The sequence below is a fragment of the Saccharothrix sp. genome, assembly GCF_031180885.1.
Taxonomy (GTDB): Bacteria; Actinomycetota; Actinomycetes; order Mycobacteriales; family Pseudonocardiaceae; genus Actinosynnema.
On the sequence record NZ_JAPSLK010000012.1, the window covers coordinates 104,393 to 123,744 of the forward strand.

General features: G+C 72.0%; 17 protein-coding genes and 1 tRNA gene. 10 read left to right on the forward strand and 8 right to left on the reverse strand.

Going from position 1 to position 19,352, the window contains the following annotated elements; translation table 11 throughout:
* Nucleotides 1-9 precede the first annotated feature (9 nt).
* Both RIN75_RS17295 and RIN75_RS17300 read right to left on the reverse strand, forming a co-directional pair.
* Entirely contained in the window at nt 10-300 is a 291-nt protein-coding gene (locus tag RIN75_RS17295) for a hypothetical protein (RefSeq protein WP_309112964.1), read from the reverse strand.
* Nucleotides 301-345: 45 nt separating this feature from the next.
* Nucleotides 346-648 carry a hypothetical protein gene (locus tag RIN75_RS17300; RefSeq protein WP_309112965.1) on the reverse strand — a complete coding sequence of 101 codons (303 nt, stop codon included), beginning with the start codon at nt 646-648 and terminating at the stop codon, nt 346-348.
* Nucleotides 649-973: 325 nt separating this feature from the next.
* Between RIN75_RS17300 and RIN75_RS17305 the strand changes: the two genes are divergently transcribed.
* Nucleotides 974-1,168 carry a hypothetical protein gene (locus RIN75_RS17305; protein WP_309112966.1) on the forward strand — a complete coding sequence of 65 codons (195 nt, stop codon included), beginning with the start codon at nt 974-976 and terminating at the stop codon, nt 1,166-1,168.
* A 310-nt stretch (nt 1,169-1,478) separates the two neighbouring features.
* Here RIN75_RS17305 and RIN75_RS17310 read toward each other — a convergent pair.
* From RIN75_RS17310 to RIN75_RS17320, 3 genes are all read right to left on the reverse strand, one after another.
* Nucleotides 1,479-1,550, reverse strand: a tRNA-Val gene (locus RIN75_RS17310).
* Between the two features lie 43 nt (nt 1,551-1,593).
* Nucleotides 1,594-2,058: a peroxiredoxin gene (locus tag RIN75_RS17315; protein ID WP_309112967.1), complete on the reverse strand. Its 465-nt coding sequence runs from the start codon at nt 2,056-2,058 to the stop codon at nt 1,594-1,596.
* Nucleotides 2,059-2,166: 108 nt separating this feature from the next.
* Nucleotides 2,167-2,598 (reverse strand): DUF3052 domain-containing protein, encoded by a 432-nt coding sequence (locus RIN75_RS17320; protein ID WP_309112968.1) that lies wholly within the window; start codon nt 2,596-2,598, stop codon nt 2,167-2,169.
* A gap of 294 nt (nt 2,599-2,892) precedes the next feature.
* On the opposite strand from RIN75_RS17320, the gene aceE reads away from it, so the two are divergent.
* The 3 genes from aceE to RIN75_RS17335 all read left to right on the forward strand — a co-directional run bounded on the left by aceE (nt 2,893) and on the right by RIN75_RS17335 (nt 9,104).
* Nucleotides 2,893-5,643, forward strand: a complete 2,751-nt coding sequence (gene aceE / locus RIN75_RS17325) for a pyruvate dehydrogenase (acetyl-transferring), homodimeric type (RefSeq protein ID WP_309112969.1) — start codon at nt 2,893-2,895, stop codon at nt 5,641-5,643.
* 243 nt (nt 5,644-5,886) lie between these two features.
* Nucleotides 5,887-7,872 (forward strand): substrate-binding domain-containing protein, encoded by a 1,986-nt coding sequence (locus tag RIN75_RS17330; protein WP_309112970.1) that lies wholly within the window; start codon nt 5,887-5,889, stop codon nt 7,870-7,872.
* Nucleotides 7,869-9,104: an ABC transporter substrate-binding protein gene (locus RIN75_RS17335; protein WP_309112971.1), complete on the forward strand. Its 1,236-nt coding sequence runs from the start codon at nt 7,869-7,871 to the stop codon at nt 9,102-9,104. The genes RIN75_RS17330 and RIN75_RS17335 overlap by 4 nt, the downstream gene beginning before the upstream one ends.
* 22 nt (nt 9,105-9,126) lie before the next feature.
* Here RIN75_RS17335 and pnuC read toward each other — a convergent pair whose 3' ends face one another.
* A complete protein-coding gene (gene pnuC, locus RIN75_RS17340) occupies nt 9,127-9,777 on the reverse strand; it encodes a nicotinamide riboside transporter PnuC (RefSeq protein ID WP_309112972.1) in 651 nt (216 codons plus the stop codon).
* A gap of 131 nt (nt 9,778-9,908) precedes the next feature.
* Between pnuC and RIN75_RS17345 the strand changes: the two genes are divergently transcribed.
* Nucleotides 9,909-11,162, forward strand: a complete 1,254-nt coding sequence (locus tag RIN75_RS17345; protein WP_309112973.1) for a phytase — start codon at nt 9,909-9,911, stop codon at nt 11,160-11,162.
* A gap of 476 nt (nt 11,163-11,638) precedes the next feature.
* Here RIN75_RS17345 and RIN75_RS17350 read toward each other — a convergent pair whose 3' ends face one another.
* Together RIN75_RS17350 and RIN75_RS17355 are read right to left on the reverse strand one after the other, a co-directional pair.
* Nucleotides 11,639-12,439: a hypothetical protein gene (locus RIN75_RS17350; RefSeq protein WP_309112974.1), complete on the reverse strand. Its 801-nt coding sequence runs from the start codon at nt 12,437-12,439 to the stop codon at nt 11,639-11,641.
* A 259-nt stretch (nt 12,440-12,698) separates the two neighbouring features.
* On the reverse strand, nt 12,699-14,219 hold the full coding sequence (locus RIN75_RS17355; RefSeq protein ID WP_309112975.1) for an alpha/beta hydrolase: 1,521 nt from the start codon (nt 14,217-14,219) through the stop codon (nt 12,699-12,701).
* Nucleotides 14,220-14,343: 124 nt separating this feature from the next.
* Here RIN75_RS17355 and RIN75_RS17360 point away from each other — a divergent pair, with 124 nt between their 5' ends.
* From RIN75_RS17360 to RIN75_RS17380, 5 genes are all read left to right on the forward strand, one after another.
* Entirely contained in the window at nt 14,344-15,528 is a 1,185-nt protein-coding gene (locus RIN75_RS17360) for a helix-turn-helix domain-containing protein (protein ID WP_309112976.1), read from the forward strand.
* Between the two features lie 197 nt (nt 15,529-15,725).
* On the forward strand, nt 15,726-16,649 hold the full coding sequence (locus tag RIN75_RS17365) for an ACP S-malonyltransferase (RefSeq protein WP_309112977.1): 924 nt from the start codon (nt 15,726-15,728) through the stop codon (nt 16,647-16,649).
* On the forward strand, nt 16,646-17,623 hold the full coding sequence (locus RIN75_RS17370; RefSeq protein WP_309112978.1) for a beta-ketoacyl-ACP synthase III: 978 nt from the start codon (nt 16,646-16,648) through the stop codon (nt 17,621-17,623). Before RIN75_RS17365 ends, RIN75_RS17370 begins: the two co-directional genes overlap by 4 nt.
* A gap of 61 nt (nt 17,624-17,684) precedes the next feature.
* Nucleotides 17,685-17,924 carry an acyl carrier protein gene (locus RIN75_RS17375; RefSeq protein WP_053720023.1) on the forward strand — a complete coding sequence of 80 codons (240 nt, stop codon included), beginning with the start codon at nt 17,685-17,687 and terminating at the stop codon, nt 17,922-17,924.
* On the forward strand, nt 17,921-19,156 hold the full coding sequence (locus tag RIN75_RS17380; protein WP_309112979.1) for a beta-ketoacyl-ACP synthase II: 1,236 nt from the start codon (nt 17,921-17,923) through the stop codon (nt 19,154-19,156). The genes RIN75_RS17375 and RIN75_RS17380 overlap by 4 nt, the downstream gene beginning before the upstream one ends.
* Nucleotides 19,157-19,352: the final 196 nt, after the last annotated feature.

Sequence of the window (19,352 nt, forward strand, 5' to 3'; positions counted from 1 at the left end):
GGGGCTTCGCTATGCCGCAGACCTCCGCCGCACGACCACCGCCCCCACCACGAGCAGCGCCCCCAACACGGTCACCGGCGCCGCCCACGCGAGTCGTTCGACCCGCAGCCGCGAACAGATCTCGACCAGCGCCCCACCCTCGGCCTCGGCCGCGACCTCGTCGAACCCCATGCCGAGACTGTTCCCGCAGGGCACCGCGATGCCCGAGGGCGCGTCGGTGGACAGCGGCAGCAGCATGATCAACAGCCCTGCCAGGAAGAAAGCGACCCCGACCACCGCGGCGACCGTCTTGGGCGACATGGCGGACAAGCTACGTCCTGAACGCTGTTAGGCATAGGGGGCTTCTCACCTGAGGAGCCCCCGTTGGCAACCCCTAATCATCGGCACCCGCTTCAAGAGCGCGGGCAACTCCATCGCCAGGTCGGGCACCTCCATCCCCATCCGCTCCAGCCGCGCGGCCACCTCGTGCAGTGGCAGTTCGAACCACAGGGCCTCCCGGACGAGGGTCCGCATGTCCACCGGTTCGGTCGTGTTCACCCGGTCCAACAGGTCGAAGTCGGTCCGGTCGAACCCGTCGTGCTGTGCCTCCTTCCGCCGCACCCGGTACCCGACAGCTTCCAACGCCTCGACCGCGTCCCGGACAGCCACGACCCGGACCGGATCACCTTCAACGCGTGCGCAAACGGCACTTCGGCCCCCGGCGGCAGGAGCGCGAGCCCGCCAGTCGCGAGGAGCGCTCCCCACAGCGGGGTCAACGGCCGGTTCAGGTGCTCGAACGCCGGCACCTCGTATCCGAGCCGCGCGAACCGCTCCGCAAACGTGGCCGACCGCTTGGGTCCGGTCCAGCCACGGGTTAAACCCGTCGACGTCCTGGCTGACGAGCACCTGGTCCGCCTTCGTGTACCGGCCGTGTGCGCCGTCGGGCGCGTCCACCTCGTACGAGTAGCTCCGCAGCCGGGCGACGATCTCGCGAATGGGTCGGCCGGTGCGCAACTGCGCCGATCACATGGCCGAGCCGCACTACCTCGTCCGCCGGGAGCCACAGCTCCGCGCCGCCCAGGTCGCGGCCGATCGCCCGTGGTTGGAGTTCGCGACGGCGTTGCTGCAAACGGCCGGAGCCGCGCTGGCGCTGGGTGCCGTGCCGGCCCGCAGGCGGGGACGGGATTGATCGAGGGCGCGGACAGCTTAGCCGCGGGACTCCGAAGCTGTCCGCGACACCGCCTCGACCAGTTGCGGTGTCACGTCGTCCACGCCCCAGAGTTCCAGCAGGCTGGACACGGCTTGACGGATACCTTCGTAACTTTCCGTCGGCAGATCGGGTGGGAGCTTGACGTGTAGCTCCGGGTTGTGCATGTGACCAGCGTCCCGGTCGGCGTTACCGGTCCGCAATACCCTGATGGTGGACACCGGAGGTTTTGCGAATTGCCCGCGGGCGATCGATCTCCCCGGGAATAAAATGTGAACCAGCACACAGTCGGTGGGCGCGACAGGATTCGAACCTGCGACCGCTCGGGTGTAAACCGAGTGCTCTTCCGCTGAGCTACACGCCCGGACCGGCACGCGCCCGCGGGCGGCGTACCGGGGGAAACGCTATCAGGCCCCCAGCGCGGCGACGGCCTTCTTCCACGCCTCCTGGTCGCGCGCCTCACCCGGCGCGTTGACCTCGGCGTAGCGGACCACGCCCTCGGTGTCGATCAGGAACGTGCCGCGGTTGGCCAGGCCCGCCGCCTCGTTGAACACGCCGTACTCGCTCGCCACCTTGCCGTGCGGCCAGAAGTCCGACAGCAGCGGGAACGTGTAGCCCTGCTGGTCCGCCCACGCCTTGAGGCTGAACGGCGTGTCCACCGAAACCCCGATGACCTGCACGTTCTCGTTCTCGTACGTGGCCAGCTCGTCGCGCACCTGGCACAGCTCGCCGGTGCAGATGCCGCTGAACGCGAACGGGTAGAACACCAGCAGGACGTTGCGCTCGCCGCGGAACGACGACAGCGTCACCGGCTGCTTGTTGTAGTCGTTGAGCGTGAAGTCCGGAGCCTGCGAACCGACCTCGACCGACATTCCTCGCCCTTCCGCCAAGTGAAAAGTGCAAAGCCCAAGAAGACGGGCTCCGCGCGGAGCCCGTCGTCGAGCCTAGCGGCACGGGTGGGAACTGCCGAGTATCAGGTCTCAGCGCTTGGACTTGACCGACTTCGGCGACACCAGCCGCACTGCCGACCAGTCCGCGCTCGCGCTGATGGAGGAGGTCTGGGCCAGCCCCGCGGTCGGCACGGCCTCGGCGATGTCGCTCGGCTCGACGTACCCGGGCCGCCCGGTCTTGGGCGTCAGGACCCAGATCACGCCATCGTCCGCGAGCGGGCCGATGGCGTCGACCAGGGCGTCCACCAGGTCGCCGTCGTCCTCACGCCACCACAGCAGGACCACGTCCACGACTTCGTCGGCGTCCTCGTCGAGCAGATCGCTGCCGATGCGCTCCTCGACCGCCGCACGGAGGTCGTCGTCGACGTCCTCACCCCAGCCGATTTCCTGGACCACAGCGCCCGGGTCGATCCCGAGCCTATCGGCGACACCGACCTTGCCGGCGTCTTCCGCGGCGACCACGGCTTCCACTCCTCCAAGTACACAAGAGCGGCAGCCGGGTTCGACTGCCGCGCGACGTCACTACCAGTCGCGGCTAGCGAACACTGTCACACCAGGCAAGCGCAACCGTAAGGGCCGAGACACGCCGCATCGGGTACCCCGGGGTGCCTTCCGCCATCCGGATGAGGCAGGCTCTACATACCTCCTATTCGCGCGCGCGAGGGACACGATCCAGAACTACTCACCGGTAGCGGTGACGGGATGGTGTCTTGAAGGCAACGATGGGAACCAGAGACCCCGGATTGAGGAGATCCCTTGAGCCCGCAGAACACTCCCGAACGGGTGCGCGTCATCCGTGACGGCCTGGCCGCCCACCTGCCGGACATCGACCCGGAGGAGACCGCGGAGTGGCTGGAGTCGTTCGACGCCGTGCTCAAGGGCGGCGGTCAGCAGCGAGCGCGCTACCTGATGCTGCGCCTGCTCGAGCGCGCCCGGGAGAGCCACGTCGGCGTCCCGTCGCTGACCAGCACGGACTACGTCAACACCATCCCCACCGAGCGCGAGCCGTGGTTCCCCGGTGACGAGGAGGTGGAGCGCCGCTACCGTGCGTGGATCCGGTGGAACGCGGCGATCACCGTGCACCGCGCGCAGCGGCCCGGCGTGGGTGTCGGCGGCCACATCTCGACCTACGCCTCCAGCGCGAGCCTCTACGAGGTGGGCTTCAACCACTTCTTCCGCGGCAAGGACCACCCCGGCGGCGGCGACCACGTGTTCATCCAGGGCCACGCGTCGCCCGGCGTGTACGCGCGCGCCTTCCTGGAGGGCCGGCTGACCGCCGAGCAGCTCGACGGCTTCCGCCAGGAGCACTCGCACGCCGGTCCGGGCGGCGGCCTGCCGTCCTACCCGCACCCGCGGCTGATGCCGGACTTCTGGGAGTTCCCGACCGTCTCCATGGGCCTGGGCCCGATGAACGCGATCTACCAGGCGCGGTTCAACCGCTACCTGCACGACCGCGGCATCAAGGACACCTCCGACCAGCACGTGTGGGCGTTCCTCGGCGACGGCGAGATGGACGAGCCGGAGTCGCGCGGCCTGCTCCAGGTGGCGGCCAACGAGCAGCTGGACAACCTGACCTTCGTGGTCAACTGCAACCTGCAGCGCCTGGACGGCCCGGTCCGCGGCAACGGCAAGATCATCCAGGAGCTGGAGGCGTTCTTCCGGGGCGCCGGCTGGAACGTCATCAAGGTCATCTGGGGCCGTGAGTGGGACGCCCTGCTGCACGCCGACCGCGACGGCGCGCTGGTGAACCTGATGAACACCACGCCCGACGGCGACTACCAGACCTACAAGGCCAACGACGGCGCGTACGTCAAGGAGCACTTCTTCGGCCGCGACCCGCGCACGAAGGCGCTGGTCGAGCACATGAGCGACGACGAGGTGTGGAACCTCAAGCGCGGCGGCCACGACTACCGCAAGGTCTACGCGGCCTACAAGGCGGCCACCGAGCACCACGGCCAGCCGACGGTGATCCTCGCCAAGACCATCAAGGGCTACGGCCTGGGCCCGCACTTCGCGGCCCGCAACGCCACCCACCAGATGAAGAAGCTGACCCTGGAGGACCTGAAGCTCCTGCGGGACAGCCTGCGCATCCCGATCTCCGACAACGAGCTGGACCCGTACCTGCCGCCGTACTACCACCCCGGCCCGGACGCGCCGGAGGTCCAGTACCTGCTGGAGCGGCGCAAGCAGCTCGGCGGGTTCGTACCGGAGCGCCGGGCGAAGTCCAAGGCGCTGGTGCTGCCCGGCGACAAGGTCTACGACGTGGTCCGCAAGGGCTCGGGCAAGCAGGAGGTCGCCACCACGATGGCGTTCGTCCGGCTGGTCCGCGACCTGGCCAAGGACCCGGAGATCGGCGGCCGGATCGTGCCGATCATCCCGGACGAGGCGCGCACGTTCGGCATGGACTCGATGTTCCCGGCGCAGAAGATCTACAACCCCAACGGGCAGATGTACACGTCCGTGGACGCCCAGCTGATGCTGGCGTACAAGGAGTCCGAGCAGGGGCAGATCCTGCACGAGGGCATCAACGAGGCCGGTTCCACGGCGTCGTTCACCGCCGCCGGCACGTCGTACGCGACGCACGGCGAGCCGATGATCCCGATCTACATCTTCTACTCGATGTTCGGGTTCCAGCGGACCGGTGACGGCCTGTGGGCGGCGGCGGACCAGATGGCCCGCGGCTTCGTGCTGGGCGCGACCGCCGGCCGCACGACGCTGACCGGCGAGGGCCTGCAGCACGCCGACGGCCACTCGCTGCTGCTCGCGCACACCAACCCGGCGGTGATCGCCTACGACCCGGCGTGGTCGTTCGAGGTGGCGCACATCGTCAAGGACGGCCTGCGGCGGATGTACGGCGAGAACGCCGAGAACGTCTTCTACTACATGACCGTCTACAACGAGCCGTACCAGCAGCCGGCCGAGCCCGCGGACCTGGACGTCGAGGGCCTGCTCAAGGGCCTCTACCGGTACCAGCAGGGCGGTGCGGCGGCCGGTCCGCGCGTGCAGTTGCTCGCGTCCGGCGTGGCGATGCCGTGGGCGGTCAAGGCGCAGCAGATGCTCGCCGAGGAGTGGGGCGTGCAGGCCGACGTGTGGTCGGCGACGTCGTACTCGGAGCTGCGCCGCGAGGCCGTGGAGGTCGACCGGCACAACCTGCTGCACCCCGACCAGGAGCCGCGCGTGCCGTACGTGACGCAGGCGCTGGCCGACGCGGCCGGCCCGGTCGTGGCGGTGTCGGACTGGATGACCGCGGTGCCGGACCTGATCCGCCCGTACGTGCCGACCGACATGGTCACCCTGGGCACCGACGGCTTCGGCTTCTCCGACACCCGCCCGGCCGCGCGCCGGCACTTCCTGGTGGACGCGGAGTCGATCGTGGTCGCCACCCTGCAGGCGCTGGCCAAGCGCGGCGAGGTCGACCAGGCGAAGGTCGTCGAGGCGGCCCGCCGCTACAAGATCGACGACGTGTCGGCGGCCGGCCCGTCCACCACGGACGCCGGTCTGGCCTGACCCAGGCTCCTGGCGAACGCCGGGGACTCCACCTGATCGAGTGGAGTCCCCGGCGTTCGCCGTTTTTCCGGCCTGAGCGGCCTTCTGCGGCCCGCAACGGTCGGAGGGCGGGTCCTGGGAACCCCCTGACGATCTCCGGGCCTCCGAGGACGCCCTGACCGTGAGTCGCCCGTCCGCGTCAAAGCGGTGAAGACCTGTGATCCACACCATAGAATCGCGGGGAGCCCGGCGACGAGGGGGGCAATGGGGACGCCTCGACCCGCCGTCCACCGCACGATGCTGGCCGTGGACGTGTCCGGTTTCGGCGCGCGCGGGCGCACCGTGCAGGAGGCGGTGCGGCGCGGCCTGTACGACGCGCTGATCCGGGCGTTCGCCGAGTGCGGCATCCCGTGGACCGACGACTGGGACGGCACCTACCACGAGGACCGGGGCGACGGTCTGTTCGTGCTCATCCCCCACGGCGTGCCCAACGGCCGGGTCGTCGGGTCCCTGCCGCACGTGCTCGCCGGTCAGCTGCGCCGGCACAACAAGGCCGCCGCGCCCGACGCGGTGATCCGGCTGCGCGCCGCGATCACCTCCGGCGAGGTGTCCAACGACGGCAACGGCGTGATGGGCGACGGCCTGGTGCTGGCGTTCCGGCTGCTGGAGTCGACGGCCCTGCGCGAGGAGCTGCGCCGCCGGCCGGGCGAGCTGGCGCTGATCGTGTCCGACCGGTTCTACCAGGACGTGGTGCGCGACGACCCGGTGTGCGACCCGGACTCCTACCGCGAGGTCGCGGTGGACGTGAAGGAGGTCCACGGCAAGGCCTGGATCAGCCGCCCGGACCACCCCAAGCCGCAGCCTCGCCGGTCGTTCCCCCGGCCCCGGTGGTCGGTGGTGGCGCTGGTGCCGCTGCTGGCCGTGCCGCTGTCGTGCGACGCGCTGGCGGCCCGCGCGCCCGAGCCGGTGCCGTGCCCGGAGCCGGTGCAGGTCAACGTGCTGTCGTCGGCGGAGAAGGCGGACGTGGTGCGCGGGCTGGCGGCGGACTTCGGCGACGCCTACCGCGACGACACCGGGTGCAAGCGGGCGAAGGTGCACGTGACGTCCCGGGCGTCGGCGGCGTCGGTCGAGGCGATCGGCCGGGGCTGGCCGGACCACGACCTGGCCACCAACGGCCCCGAGCCGCACGTGTGGCTGCCGGACGTGCGGTGGGAGCTGGACGAGGCCGCGCGGGTGTTGCGGGACAACGGGCGCAAGGACGTCGAGCTGGCCGACCGGGGCACGGTCGCGCGCTCGCCGCTGGTGCTCGGTGTCGCGCCGAGCCGGGCGTCGGCGGACGGGTCGTTCCGGTGGCGGGACCTGGCGGCGTTCCGACTCGCGGCGGTGGACCCGGCGGCGTCGGGCGCGGCTCTGGCGGCGGCGGTCGCGGTGGTGGGGGCCGAGTTGGGTGAGGTCGGTCTGGACGACCCGACCGCGGCTCGCCGGCTGCGGGAGGCGGCGTTGCGGACGACCGCCGGGCCGGTGTGCCCGGACACCGCCGTCGCCGTGCTGGCGTCGGAGAAGGCGGTGGGGCGCGACGACCTGCCGTGCCTGACGCCGCTGTACCCGCAGGAGGGCACGTTCGACCTGGACCACCCGTTCGTGGAGGTGCGGCGGGGGAACCGGCCGCCGAACGAGCGCCGGGAGGCCGCGGTGACGGCGTTCCTGGGCCACCTGCTCGGGGACGGCGGGCAGGGCGCGTTCCGGCGTGCCGGGTTCCGGGACGCGGCGTGGAGTCCGGGCGTGCACCAGCGGGTGCGGCTGGGGAAGCCGCCGTTGCTGGTGCCCGAGGTGAACCCGGCGGCGGCGCGGGCGGCGTGGCGGGCGGCGAGCGACGCCGTTGGCGTGGTGCTCGCCGTGGACGGGTCTGGGCCGGCGCTTGCCCTGGCTGATCGGATCGCGTCGTTGTCGCCGGGGGCCGCGCGGCTGGAGTTCACGCCGGAGACGGCGGGGGACGTGGTGGCCACGGCGGTGGCGCGGCACGGTTCGGAGCGTCCGATCGTGGTGATCACCTCGGCCACGACGCCGGCGCGTCCCGGCCCCGTGGTGGACCGGCCGGTGGACGTTTACGGCGTGGGGCTCGCGGCGGGCGCCTGTGGTGCGACGACCCAGTTGGGGGCGTTCGACGCGGCTTATCCGGGTGACTGCGTGGAGTCGGGCGGGGTCGATCTCGTGGACTGGGTCGCGGACAAGTTGTGGGGTGGGCCGTGATCCGGTGGCTGGTGGTCGTGCTGCTGGTGGCCGCGTGCGGGGTGCCGGCGGTGGACCCGGCGTACCAGGGCCGCGGGCGGATCACGTTCGTGGACAGCCACGACCTGTCCTCGTCCGGGCCGATCAAGCAGCGGGTGGAGGCGTGGAACGCGCGCGCCAGCTCGGTCGAGCAGGTGACCTACCTGCCGATGCCCACCCCCACCGACGACTACCGGGCCCAGCTGATGGCCCGCGCGGGCGACCTGGCGGGCCGGCGGGGCGCGGACGCCCGGGCGCAGTGCTACGACGTGGTCACCCTGGACGTGGTGTGGACGGCGGCCTTCGCCCAGGCCAACTACCTGGCCAGGCTGCCCGAGCCGGAGATCGGGCCGGCCCGGTTCCTGCCGGCTGCCGTCGAGTCGGCGCGGGTCGGCGAGACGCTGTGGGCCGTGCCGTGGCGCGCCGACGCGGGCGTCCTGTACTACCGAGCCGACCTGCTGGCGGCGGAGGGGGCGAGCCCTCCGACGTCGTGGGACCAGCTCGAACGGCAGGCCGCGACCATCGCGCCGAAGTACGGCATCGCCGGGTACGTGGGGCAGTTGGGCCAGTACGAGGGCTTGACGGTGAACGTGCTGGAGGCGGTGTGGGGGCACGGCGGGGATGCCGCCGACTTCGGTGGTCCGGGTGCGCGGGCAGGGGTCGGGCGGCTGGCGAACGGCGTCAAGCAGGGCTGGATCCCGCAGGAGGCGCTGCGCTACGACGAGGCGGCGAGCTTGAAGGAGTTCCTGGAGGGGCGGGCGCTGTTCCTGCGCACGTGGCCGTACGCGCGGGCGGAGTTGGCGGCGTCGCCGTTGAGCGGGAAGTTCGGCATGGCGCCCCTGCCGGGGCCGGCGGCGTTGGGGGGTTGGAACCTGGCGGTGTCGCGGTGTTCTGCCCATCAGGCGACCGCGCGGGAGTTCATCCGGTTCTTGACGGGGGCGGAGAGCCAGGAGGCGTTGCTGACGCAGGCCGGTTACCCGCCGACGTTGGTGAGCCTGTACGAGGAGCCGTCGTTGCAGGCGCCGTTGCCGCACCTGGTGGTGCTGGAGGCGGCGGTCCGGAGCGCGCGGAACCGGCCGCGGACGGCGCACTACGACGACGTGACCCGGGTGGTGCAGCGGGCGGTGCACCACGTGCTGCGGAACCCCGAATCGCTGGACGCCGAGCTGCGGCGGTTGGCGGAGGACGTCGCCAGAGCTTCCGCCGGGCGGTGACGCGCTGGGTGCTCGCGGCCGGTCAGGTGGCGGGGCGGGGCCGCTCGGCGGGTGCGGAACTGGTGTTGGCGGCTCGCTTCGCTTCGCGGTTCCAGTCGATCCAGCCCCGGATCACCAGGACCGCGAAGACCGTGTAGACCAGCGCGCTGAAGTACAGGCCGGACTGGAGTTGCAGCGGCACGCCGATCGCGTCGACCACCAGCCAGACCAGCCAGAACTCCACCAGGCCGAGTCCCTGGAGGGTGAAGGCGAGCACGGTGCCGACGAAGATCGCCGCGTCCGGCCACGGGGCCCAGGAGGCGTCGAGGGCGTCGAGGACCAGGGCGAACGCCGAGGTGCCGACGATGAACGCGGCGGCGATGGCGAGGCGTTCCTTGAGGGTGCCCTTGCGGACGACGACGCCGAAGACCGGGTCGCGGCGGCGGGTCCAGGCCCACCAGCCGTACAGGGTGATCAACGCGATCACGACCTGCCTGGAGGCGGTGCCGCCGAGGTGCGCCGAGATGTAGACGACGAACAGGAGGGTGACCGACACCAGTTGCACGGGCCAGGTCCACAGCGAGCGCCGTTGAGCCAGGTAGACCACGACAAGGGCGAAGACCTGGCCGATGAACTCGGCGTAGGACACCTTCTGGCCGAAGACGGTGAAGCCCTGATCCAGCAAGACGTGCATCGCGTCCTCCAAGCGTCTACTGCGCGGAACACCACCTCGTTGCGGTCTGTTCCGCGTGTGACCGGTGGCACAGGTCCGGCGTACACCCGGATTTCAGCGGGCGTACATCGGTGCCTCGTACGTTGCCGCGAATGCGAGCCCTTGTCCTGGCTTTGGTGCCGTTGCTGGTCGCCGCGCCCGTCGCGGTGGCGTCCTCCGGGGTGGTCGTGGTGCCGGTCGCGCAGACGCGTGCGTTCGTGGGCGACGCGTCCGGTGCGCCGGCGAACGCCGACGCCGACGACCCCGCGATCTGGGTCCACCCGCGCTCGGCCGAGCGCAGCGTCGTGCTGGGGACGTTGAAGGAGGGCGGCCTGGCGGCGTTCGACCTGCGCGGCCGGACCCTCGGCACCTACCCCGCGCCGCAGCCGCCGAACCCGGGCGCCAAGCCCGGCCGGTACAACAACGTCGACGTGCTCAGCCGGGTCCTGGTCGGCGGGGTGCGCCGGGATCTCGCGTTCGTCAGCGACCGGGGCCGGGACCGGGTCCGGGTGTACGAGATCGACGGCCGCGGCTCGGCGGCGGGATCGGCCGTGGTGCGGGACGTGACCGACCCGGCCGCGCGGCCGGTGTTCTCGGCGTCCGAGGAGGAGGTCGACGACCAGCACACGGCGTACGGCCTGGCCGCCGGGCGGGTCGACCGCACGCCGGTGGTCGTGGTGAACCGGCGCAACGAGACCCGCGTGGCCCTGCTGCACGTCGTGCCCGCCGCCGGCGGCGCGGTCGGCACCAAGGTCGTGTCCACTGTGGACCTCCCGTCGACCTTCCCGCTGCCCGGCGGCACCTCGTGGACCCCGTGCGGCGAGCCGGGCGAGGGTCCGCAACTGGAGGGCATGGTCGTCGACTCGGCCAACCGCGTGCTCTACGCGGCCCAGGAGGACGTCGGCATCTGGCGCATCCCGCTGACCGCGACCGGTTTCGGGACGCCGAAGCTGATCGACAAGGTTCGCTCCTTCGGGGTGCCGCAGACCTACGACCCGGAGACCGGGGAGTGCTCCGCGTCCGGCGCCGACCCGGGCTTCGGCGGCCGGCACCTGGAGGCGGACGCGGAGGGCCTGACCATCGGCGGCGACCACCTGGTGGCCTCCAGCCAGGGCGACTCCCGGTTCGTGGTGTACGAGCGGACGGGCCGCAACGGGTACGTCGGCGAGTTCGTCGTGGGTGCGGGCGACGGCAACGACTCGGTCGAGCACTCGGACGGCGCCCAGTTGGTGATGGGCGACCTGGGAGACGAGTACGAGGGGGGCTTGCTGGTCGTCCACGACGGCGAGCGCACTCCCGCGACGGGCGACCTGCCGACCACCGGCTTCGCGTACGTGAGCTGGGAAGACGTCCTGGACGAGCTGTAAGGCCGGGATAAGGCGAGCGTCCTTACGACGGCAGTACGCCCGGCTTTGTCGGCCCCCGGTGAGATGATGGAACCGGGGGCCGGAGGCCGCGCCCGGAGCGCGCGAGGACCGGCCGCGAGGCGGTCGAGAGCGGCGATCCGAGGTGCCGGCAGCGGTTGACGACGGCGGTTGAGGACGGCGGCCCGGCGCGGCCAGCGGCTGGGCGGGCCGGCGGCAGTGCGCGGCGCGGCCCGCGGCCGGGCGCATCAGCGGCCGGGCGCATCAGCGGCGAGGTGCGCCACGGTCGGCGGCGGGCGGATCAGCGGTGGGGTGCGCCACGGTCGGCGGCGGGCGGATCAGCGGTGGGGTGCGGCGCGGTCGGTGACCGGGCGGGTCAGCGGCAAAGCGGGTCAGCGGCAAACCGGACAGGCCCGACGTGCGGGAGCCCCGTCCGGCATCCCGGACGGGGCTCCTCGACGCTGACAGCCGCAAACAGGTCAGCGACCGTCGGCCGGTGGCACGGGCATGCCGGCGGGCGGGGTCGGGGTGTCCATCTGGGACGACCGGGCGCCCGCGCCGACCCGGGTCGGGGCTTGGGTCACCGGCTCCTGCGACTGCCGCGGCTGGGGCGCGCTCTTGGCCTCCTCCTGCATCCGGTCCAGCCAGCCCTCCCAGCGCTGCTGCATCGGCCGCACCAGGCCGCCGCCCACGCCGATCACGATCACGCCGGCGACCGTCGCCAGCACGGTGATGAGCACCGGCATGGTCACCGAGACCGCGATCCCGAGCTGGTTCAGCGCCGCGATCACACCGAGCGCGACGATGAACCCGTACGTGATGCCGCCCAGCATCCGCGTGTACGGCCGCGCGCCCAGCGCACCGGTCACCAGCCCGCGCAGCGCCTTGCCGATCGCGGCGGCCACCAGGACCAGGACGATCGCGACCACGATCCGCGGCAGGTACGCGATGACGTCGTTGAGCAGCACGCTGACCGCGTTGCCGGTGCCGAACACCCCGAACGCCAGCTGCAGCGCGATGAGCAGCACGAAGTAGTACACGATCTTGACGATCAGCCCGGAGGCGTCGATGGGCGACTGCGCCATCGCGCCGCGCAACCCGGACCGCTCCACCAGGCGCTCGAAGCCGACCCGCTTGAGCAGGAACCCCACCGCCTTGGCGATCGCCTTGGCGATGAGCCAGCCGATGAACAGGACCAACAGGAAGCCGAGGAGCTTCGGCACGAACGTGGCCACCATCGCCCACGCCTGTCCGAGTCCTTCAGTGATCTGGGTGCCCACGCGACGCCCCTCCTCGGAAACGATTGTCGAACGCTTGCCGAGATCGTTTCCCACCCCGCATCACCCGGCAACCTGAAGCAGTGGCACGAAAGGGTGACTGACGTGGCACTTCGGCCGGCGACAGTCCAGAGTGGAGTCACCGGTGGGGACCGGGGAGAGGGAAACGCCCGGCGCGCTTCGTGCGTGCCGGGCGTTTTCGCGTTCAGGAGACGTGAAAAAGCCCGGCGCGCGGGCACGCCGGGCTTTTCCGAGCAGGGGTTCACAGGCCGGTGAAGGCCTCCAGGCCGCGGCTGTCCAAGTAGGACCGGACGCGGTCGACCGAGGTCGCCACCGACGGGTCCGGCCGCGGGTCGCCCGGGCAGTTGGAGCTGCTGTCCGGCAGCACCCCGTCCACCAGGTACCGGTCCACCTCGCGGTCCACGCACGTGTTCCCGCCGCCGTAGATGCCGTGCCGGCCCTCGTCCAGCACGGTCAGCAACTGGTGCCCCAGCTGGGTCGCCATCGCCGGACCGCCCTCGTACCGGGTCTGCGTGTCGCCCTCCGCCTGGATGACCACACCCACCGGGTACCCGTCGCGCTTCAGCTCCACCGCGGGCTCCGGCGGCGTGAACGACCGGTACGTGCACGTCGTGGGCGCGGCCCGGACCACGCCGAAGCCGTACGGGTAGCGCTCGCGGAACACCCGCATGTCCTCGAAGTACGTGTCGGTGTCGGTGGGCCAGTCGACCTCGCAGATGACCGTGCTGAACACGCCGGGCACCAGGTCCTGCCGGACCGAGTCGGCCAGGACCCGCGCGGTGTCCGCCGGCGCACCCGAAGCCAACGCCTTCACCGCGGCCGCCAGGTCCGCCCACAGTGGACGGTAGCGGGAGCCGACGCCCACGGCCGCGTCGAACGTGGTGCGCGTCTGGCCGGACACCGGCTTCACCGCCAGCGCCGCGGCGACCGACTCCACGCTCGCCAGCACCGCCTCGGGCGTCGCGCCGAGCCCGAACACCGCGTCGTGCTCGGCCGCCCACGCCGCCCACAGGTCGGCGTTGCGCCGGAACGCCACCGCCTGCGCCCGGAACTGCTCGCGCCAGATCCACTCCGGGTGCACCGACGAGTCCAGCACGCTGCGGTCCAGGCGCTGCGGGAACAGGCTGCCGTACACCGCGCCGAGGTAGGTGCCGTAGGAGTAGCCGAGGTAGTTCAGCTTCTCCTCCTTGAGCACCGCGCGCACGACGTCCATGTCCCGGGCGGTGTTGGGGGTGTTGATGTGCGGGCGGATGCCGCCCGCCGCGCGCCGGCACGCGTCCTCGGCGGCCTGCGCCTCCGCGGCCCACTTGTGGAACTCCGAGTCGGGCGGCCGGGTGTCGACGGTGGCGAAGTCGGGCGCGGGGCGGCAGGCCAGCGCGGTGGACCCGCCGACGCCGCGCGGGTCGAACCCGATCAGGTCGTAGACCTGCGCCGGTTTGGTCTTGGCCAGGAACACCGGCATGCCGACGCCGGACCCGCCCGGTCCGCCGGGGTTGAGCAGCAGGACGCCCCGCCGCCGCGTCGGGTCCTGCGCCTTGAGCCGGCTGATGCGCACCGAGATGCGGTCGGCTTCGGGACGGCTGTAGTCGAGCGGCACGACGACGTCCGCGCACTCCAGGGCCGGGACGTTCGCGCTGCACGGTTTCCAGGTGAGCTGCTGGGACGTGTACGGCGCCAACGGGTCGGCGCTGGCGAACGACGGGACGACGGCTGTCGCCATCATGGTGACGAGCGCCAAGCCGACGGACACGTACCTGCGCACGGGCAACCTCCCACGGTCGCTGGGGTGTTCCCCGAAGGTAGGACGGGTCGCGCTCCGGTTCAGGCTGTGTCACTCGTTGGTGGACCGCGCAGGCACGTCCGGGTGGTGTGCGATGGTGGTGCTCATGAGCGGTTCGGAGGTCCTGCCGGTGTTGTCGAAGGAGACGCTGCGCACGTTGCAGCGCGCCTCCGGCGACCTGGCGGCCTCCAGCGTGGCCGCGATGGAGGAGCAGCTCCCGTGGTTCCGGCGGATGCCCGCCGAGCAGCGCGCGGGCGTGTTGTTGTTGATACAGAACGGGGTCGCGGGGTTCGTGTCGTGGCTGCACGACCCGCAGCAGGCGATCCGGCTGACCGCCGAGGCGTTCCGGTCCGCGCCCAAGGACATCTCGCGGTGGGTGAGCCTGCGGCAGACCGTCGAGCTGGTGCGGATCGCGCTGGAGCTGTTCGAGCACCAGCTGCCCAAGCTCGCCCGCGACGAGGCCGAGCGCGCCCTGCTCACCGAGGGTGTGCTCCGCTACGGCCGCGAGATCGCGTTCTCCGCCGCCACCTCCTACGCCGCCGCAGCCGAGGCCCGGGGCGCGTGGGACGCCCGGCTGGAGGCGCTGGTCGTGGACGGCATCGTGCGTGGCGACGCCGAGGAGTCGCTGCTGTCCCGGGCCACGGCGCTGGGCTGGGACCCGGCGTCGGAGGCCACCGTGCTGGTGGGCAACCCGCCGTCGGACGACCCGCCGGCGGTCGTGTTCGAGGTGCGCAGCCGGGCGGCCCGGATCGCCCGGCCGGTGCTGCTGAGCGTGCAGGGGTCGCGGCTGGTGGTCGTGCTGGGCGGGGAGACCGAGAGCGGGGACGCCCTGGTGCGGCTGTCCGACGCGTTCGGGCCGGGTCCGGTGGTGGCGGGGCCGACCGTGATGAGCCTGGCCGACGCGCACCGCAGCGCCGGTGACGCGTTGTCGGGCCTGCGGGCGGTGGTGGGGTGGCCGTCCGCGCCGCGCCCGGTGCGGTCGCTGGACCTCCTGCCGGAGCGCGCGTTGGCCGGCGACCCCGAGGCGGAGTGGCAGCTGGTGGACCGGATCGCCCGGCCGTTGGAGGACGCGGGCGGGTCGCTGTTGGAGACCGTCGACGCGTTCCTGGAGGTCGGGGGCGTGCTGGAGGCGTGCGCGCGCAAGCTGTTCGTGCACCCGAACACGGTCCGCTACCGGTTGCGCCGGGCGACTGAACTCACCGGGCGGAACGCGAACGATCCCCGTGACGCCCTGGTGCTGCGCGTGGCACTGTCCGTGGGGAGGCTCGCCCGAGCCCGTGGTCTCTGGTAGCACGACCGTGGTCACCCTCGCGGGTGTGATGGAGAACGCATGTCCCATTTGCTGCGGAATGGGCTGCCCTCGACAACACGTGACGTGGTTCAACGTTCATCTGCGAGTCACATTTGTAGACACCCTACAAGCCCGTAGTCGCGGTTTCGTCAGCTCCGGCATCCCGCAGAGCCGCCGAAAACGTGTTCAGTGAGCGGGTGATCGCGCTGCTCGCCCCCGGACAGGGGTCCCAGACACCCGGCATGCTCGCCCCCTGGCTCGAACTCGAGGGGGCCGGGCGGCGCGTGGCCGCGTGGTCGGAGGTCACCGGGCTCGACCTGGAGCGCCTGGGCACCACGGCCGACGCGGACGAGATCAAGGACACCGCGATCACCCAGCCGCTCGTCGTGGCGCTCGCGCTGCTCGCGTTCGAGGAGCTGCGCCGGCGGGTCGAGCTGCCCGCGGACACCGTCGTCGCGGGTCACTCCGTCGGCGAGCTGGCCGCCGCGGCCATCGCGGGCGTGCTGACCCCGGACGACGCCGTCGCCCTGGCCGCGGTGCGCGGTGCGGAGATGGCCGCCGCGTGCGCGCTGGAGCCGACCGGCATGGCGGCCGTGCTGGGCGGCGAGGAGGCCGACGTGCTGGCCCGCCTGGACGAGCTGGGCCTGGTCGGGGCGAACCGCAACGGCGCGGGCCAGATCGTGGCCGCCGGGCCGCTGCCCGCCCTGGACAAGCTCGCCGAGAACCCGCCCGAGCGGGCGAAGATCCGCAAGCTGGCGGTCGCGGGCGCGTTTCACACCTCCTACATGGCTCCCGCCGAGGAGGCGCTGCGCGCCAAGGCCGAAGGCATCGCCGTGGAGGACCCCACGCTGCCGCTGCTGTCCAACGCCGACGGCGCCGAGGTGACCTCCGGCGCCGAGGTGCTGAACCGACTCATCTCGCAGGTCACCCGCCCGGTGCGGTGGGACTCCTGCCAGGCGGCGCTGGGCGCGAAGGGCGTGACCGCGGTGGTGGAACTGCCGCCGGCGGGCGCGCTGACGGGCCTCGCGAAGCGCGAACTGAAGGGCACCCCCACGTTGGCTTTGAAGACCCCCGACCAGCTGGACCAGGTCGTGGCGCTGCTCGGGGAGGCCGCGGAATGACCTCCTTCGCCGTCCCCACCGGCCACGCGGGCACCCGCGTCCTGGGCCTGGGCAGCTACCAGCCCGACACCGTCGTCAGCAACGACGACCTGGCCAAGATCATGGACACCTCGGACGAGTGGATCCGGGACCGCGTCGGCATCGTCAACCGCCGGTTCGCGGGCAAGGACGAGAAGCTCGTCGACATGGCGGTCGAGGCGGGCGCCAAGGCCGTCGCCGACGCCGGGCTGTCCGCCTCCGACATCGGCGCGGTGCTGGTCGCGACCTGCACCATGCCGTCGCAGATCCCCAACGCCGCCGCCCAGGTCGCCGACCGGATCGGGGTGAAGGCCGCGCCCGCGTTCGACCTGAACGCCGCGTGCGCGGGCTTCTGCTACGCCGTCGGCATGGGCTCGGACCTGGTCCGCGCGGGCACCGCGGAGCACGTGCTGGTGATCGGCGCGGAGAAGCTCACCGACTGGGTGAACCCGACCGACCGGTCCACCGCGATCATCTTCGCCGACGGCGCGGGCGCGGTCGTGATCGGCCCCGCCGACGAGGCGCACATCGGCCCGGTGGCGTGGGGCAGCGCCGGCGACCTGGTGGACATGATCCACGTGGCCGACCGGGACTCGTTCATCTTCCAGGAGGGCCAGTCGGTCTTCCGCTGGGCGACCACGCAGATCGCGCCGATCGCGTTGCGCGCGGTCGAACTGGCCGGCATCGACGTGTCCGACGTGGACGTCCTCGTGCCGCACCAGGCGAACCTGCGGATCGTCGAGGCCATCGCGAAGCGCCTGCGCGCCAAGGGTGCCCGTGAGGACCTCGTGATCGCGCGTGACATCGTGGACTCCGGCAACACGTCCTCGGCCTCCATCCCGCTCGCGCTGGACCACATGCGCGCGACCGGCGAGGTGAAGAGCGGGGACGTGGCGCTGCTCGTCGGCTTCGGGGCCGGCCTGTCCTACGCGGGACAGGTCGTCCGACTGCCGTGACCAACCCGAGGACTCCGGTGGGACAGCCCAGCCGGCGGATGCAAGAAGGAAGGGATTTTCAGTGAGCAACGAGGACATCCAGAAGGGGCTCGCCGAGATCGTCGAGGAGGTCGCCGGTGTCGAGGCGGCCGACGTGACGGCTGACAAGTCCTTTGTGGACGACCTGGACATCGACTCGCTGTCCATGGTGGAGATCGCCGTGCAGGCCGAGGACAAGTTCGGCGTGAAGATCCCGGACGACGAGCTGGCCAACCTCAAGACCGTGGGCGATGCGGTGAACTACATCGCCAGCAACGCATGACCACTGGCAACGACGTCGTCGTCACCGGGCTGGGTGCCACCACCCCGCTCGGTGGCGACGTCGCCTCCACCTGGGATGCTCTGCTCGCGGGCCGCAGCGGTGTCAAGCCGCTGGAGGCCGACTGGGTGGAGCGGTTCGAGCTGCCCGTGCGCATCGCCGCGCAGCTCGCGGTCGAGCCGACCGAGGTGCTGCCGCGCGTCGAGGCGCGCCGGCTGGACCGCTGCGAGCAGGTCGCGGTGGTCGCCGCCCGCCAGGCGTGGGCGGACGCGGGGCTCGGCGAGGACGGTGTCGACCCGGAGCGGCTGGGCGTCGTCGTCGGCACCGGCATCGGCGGCGCGCTGACGCTGCTGAACCAGGACGACCTCATCGAGGAGTCGGGGCTGCGCAAGGTGTCCCCGCTGACCGTGCCCATGCTCATGCCCAACGGCCCGGCCGCGCACGTCGGCCTGGACCTGAAGGCGCGGGCGGGCGTGCACGCGCCGGTGTCGGCGTGCGCGTCGGGCGCCGAGGCCCTGGCGTGGGCGTGGCGGATGCTGCGCTCCGGCGAGGCCGACGTGGTCGTGGCCGGTGGCGCGGAAGCGTGCATCACGACGATCACCATGGCGGGCTTCATCCAGGCCCGGACCATGAGCACCCGCAACGACGACCCGACCCGGGCGTCCCGCCCGTTCGACGTCGACCGCGACGGGTTCGTGCTCGGCGAGGGCGCCGGGATCATGGTGCTGGAGCGCGAGGAGTTCGCCCGCGCGCGCGGCGCCCGGATCTACGGCAAGCTCGCGGGCATCGGCACGTCCTCCGACGGCCACCACATCACGGCGGCGGACCCGGAGGGCATCGGCCAGTCGCGGGCGATCGCGGCGGCCATCCGCACCGCCGGCATCTCCCCGGCCGACGTGGGCCACGTCAACTGCCACGCGACGTCCACCCCGGTGGGCGACGTGATCGAACCCCAGGCCGTGAAGCGCGCGATCGGCGACCACGCGGTCCTGACCGCGCCGAAGGGCAACCACGGCCACCTCCTCGGCGCGTCCGGCGCGGTGGAGGCGATCACCACCCTGCTCTCCGTGCGCGACGGCATCGTGCCGCCGACGCTGAACCTGGAGAACCAGGACCCCAAGGTGCAGCTGGAAGTGGTGACGGGCGAGCCGCGCAAGATCGACCTGGTGGCGGCCGTCAACAACTCCTTCGGCTTCGGCGGCCACAACGTGTCCCTCGTGTTCACCGGCGCCTGACCAGATCTCACAGCCACGACCCCGCGGCCCGGCCTCGCCGGTCCCGGGGTCGTCCGCTGTTGTCGGAGATGGACGCACGCCAGGCGGACCGCGATCCGGCTGCACGGTCGGGCGGGCGGCCCGGTCGGGCGAGGGCTCGAGCCGGCGCGGGCGGTGCCAACTGGCGCGGGCTGCAGCTTGTGCGCGGTTGGCTGTG